Source organism: Moorena sp. SIO3I6 (assembly GCF_010672095.1).
In genome coordinates this window covers 1-2,422 of the sequence record NZ_JAAHHU010000697.1, presented here as the reverse complement: position 1 = coordinate 2,422, position 2,422 = coordinate 1, and the positions used below count along the sequence as shown (strand labels likewise).

Here is a 2,422-nt window from a genome sequence, read left to right as displayed (position 1 = left end):
TACCGAACTTCAACATTTTCCGAAGATCTATATTATCTCCAGTCGAAGTAAAATTACTGCCAAAATGCCAAATACCTACCGGCATCATAGATACTTCTTCTGATGGCAGGTGGTAACCTGTAGATCTAATTATCACCTCAGCATTGACAAAAATGCATAAGTATGGGTATAGCAAAGGGAACAGGGAACAGCGGATCTGGGAACAGGGAACTTGGGATCAAAATTTTTACAATTCCTACAGGGATTGCTATACAAGCAAACTAACATCAATAAGCCACAGTTGTTGAGAAAATCCTGGAGAAATAACTCCCACAACTTACACAAAACTGGACTCCAAAACCTATAACCAAAACCTATAAGTAGTAGGGTGCGTTAATAACGCACCCTACAAGTAGAGTTATTGTGGAATTCCTGCTCTCAAAAAGAGACTAGACTTCTGGTGGAAGTAAGAAAGATTAGTGAAATGATTAGTGATGAATCAGTCTATTTGATCCATCTATGTAAAAAATGCATAATTCCTAAAGCCTTCTTGATGCAAAGCGCGAGTGGGGGAAACCACGCCAGTTGCTCATGGTTTGTTCGCGTTCGCCTTTGGCGTGGCCTACGGCCAAGCGTCGCCAAAGGCGATAGTTACCGTAAGACAGGCTCGCCTTGTCTTGATGCAGTCGCTCATGGGGGAAACCCCCAAGACCGCGCTGCATCGCTAATCAATAAGTTAAAACCCATGCATCTGCATAGCCTACCAACCATAAAGGCTCAACGTAATCAGGTTTCGTCTGCGGGGGAACCACGGCAGTCGCTCATGGGGGAAACCCCCAAGACCGCGCTGCCTCCCCAAGACCGCACTGGCTCCCCAAGACCGCGCTGCATCGCTAGAATGTTAAGCCTGTCGGTCGCAAAGCGTGAGCAAAGCTCAATCGCAAAGCGTGAGCAAAGCTCAATCTCTACTTTGTATCTGTAGTTACTGGAGTGGCTGTAGTGGTTAACTCAATGCTTGGGGTTGCTACCCCTTGAACTACCAACACTGAGCAAGGAGCATGGTGAACAACATAGTTACTGACACTCCCGAGTACCATTTCTTTTAAACCCCCAAGCCCTCGACGACCTAGAACAATTAAATCCGCACCCCACTTTTGGGCTAGATCACAAATTCCTACACTCGGATCTGCCAATTGACAAGATACTTCGGCAGCGATACCATGATTATTGGCCTGTTGAGCATAACTCCTAAGCCACTCTTTGTTTTCCTCAACGTGTATTTGCAGATTTTCTTGGTGAACCTTTCGCAGACTACCATAGAGGTCTACATCAGCTATGGTGCCAAGACCTACGTAAGGAGTCATCATTTCCTGACGTTCCCAGTTAAGGAAGTGTACTAGCATCAGAGTACTCTGTTCCTTTTCGGCTAGGTCTAGGGCGTTTTCAAACACTGCTTCTGCTTGGGATGAGCGGTCGATTGCTACCAGAATTTTTTTGTAAGCCATGATTAGTTTTTCCTCGCCTCTTAAAATTATTCAGATGGGGGCTCGAAGATATGGAATTTAAGTACTTGCAGAAAATAAATTAAGGGTTGCCCTTGTCTAGTAAAGATAGGGAAGATGTGTAAGATACTGAGGTTCGCGCTTGAGCTATAATCCCTGACATTGAAGACGTTGAGTGAATAGTTTCTTGTAGTCAGTGGTGTAGTCAGTGCCGTAGTAAGATGCTACTCAATGTGATAGGGTTCTATAATTTAATTCTAGAAAAACTACTCACAGATATTAAATACTGGTTAACCATTTGTAACACTTATCGGCCTAGTTAAAAAAAATAGCAATGGGATGATCATTAGTAAGGTGAATGATTAAGAAAGCCTAAACGTAGAGAAAACTAGAGTTATTGCCCAAATGCTGTTACCGTACGCAATAATAAGGGGAAAACCAGGAAATGAAGGGACTCGACTGAACTGAATCAGCCACTAACTCGACCACTCCGTCGTTATTAATAATCCATCGATTAGCTTCAACAATTCTAGACCGACGTGACTTAGCTGCATTAGAAGCATTAGAAGCATGATTACGATTTTTCCGGCGGCGAGCGCTGTGGCGAGGTAATGGACGTAAATCCATCCACAGGGTTTCACCCCGAAGCGGTTTAGTGGGGTCTGTGGGTAAGCCACCCCGGCCAAATTGGGTAAATTGATTGCCATCCGAGGTACCGCAACCAGTGGCAACTAGGAGTTTGAGATTAACAAAATTTTCCGGTAGCTGGAATAATCCTGCGCTAGGGTCATCCGAAGGTGCATTAATTTCGACAGTACCGCTAAAGGAAGCTCCCAGTTGGGAAGAGGCGGTAATATCACTATCTGGAGTTTGTTGTTCTCTAAATTCAGTACCAAAGATGCCTAAAGCATTGATAATCACTCGTCCCCCAAAGCTATCTT

3 protein-coding genes are annotated in these 2,422 nt (G+C 44.3%); all 3 read right to left on the bottom strand.

What is annotated here, in order from left to right; all coding sequences use genetic code 11:
- Nucleotides 1-518: 518 nt before the first annotated feature.
- Complete coding sequence (locus tag F6K49_RS41535; RefSeq protein WP_293054348.1) at nucleotides 519-701, bottom strand: hypothetical protein; 183 nt, start codon at nucleotides 699-701, stop codon at nucleotides 519-521.
- A 243-nt stretch (nucleotides 702-944) separates the two neighbouring features.
- Nucleotides 945-1,484: a universal stress protein gene (locus F6K49_RS41530; RefSeq protein ID WP_293054351.1), complete on the bottom strand. Its 540-nt coding sequence runs from the start codon at nucleotides 1,482-1,484 to the stop codon at nucleotides 945-947.
- Between the two features lie 408 nt (nucleotides 1,485-1,892).
- Nucleotides 1,893-2,422: S-layer family protein (locus F6K49_RS41525; protein WP_293107017.1), on the bottom strand; the 530-nt coding region annotated here is incomplete at its 5' end.

Coding starts and splice junctions, on each gene's coding strand:
- F6K49_RS41535 (WP_293054348.1), bottom strand. CDS start 701: ATGCAGCGCGGTCTTGGGGGTTTCCCCCATGAGCGACTGCATCAAGAC.
- F6K49_RS41530 (WP_293054351.1), bottom strand. CDS start 1,484: ATGGCTTACAAAAAAATTCTGGTAGCAATCGACCGCTCATCCCAAGCA.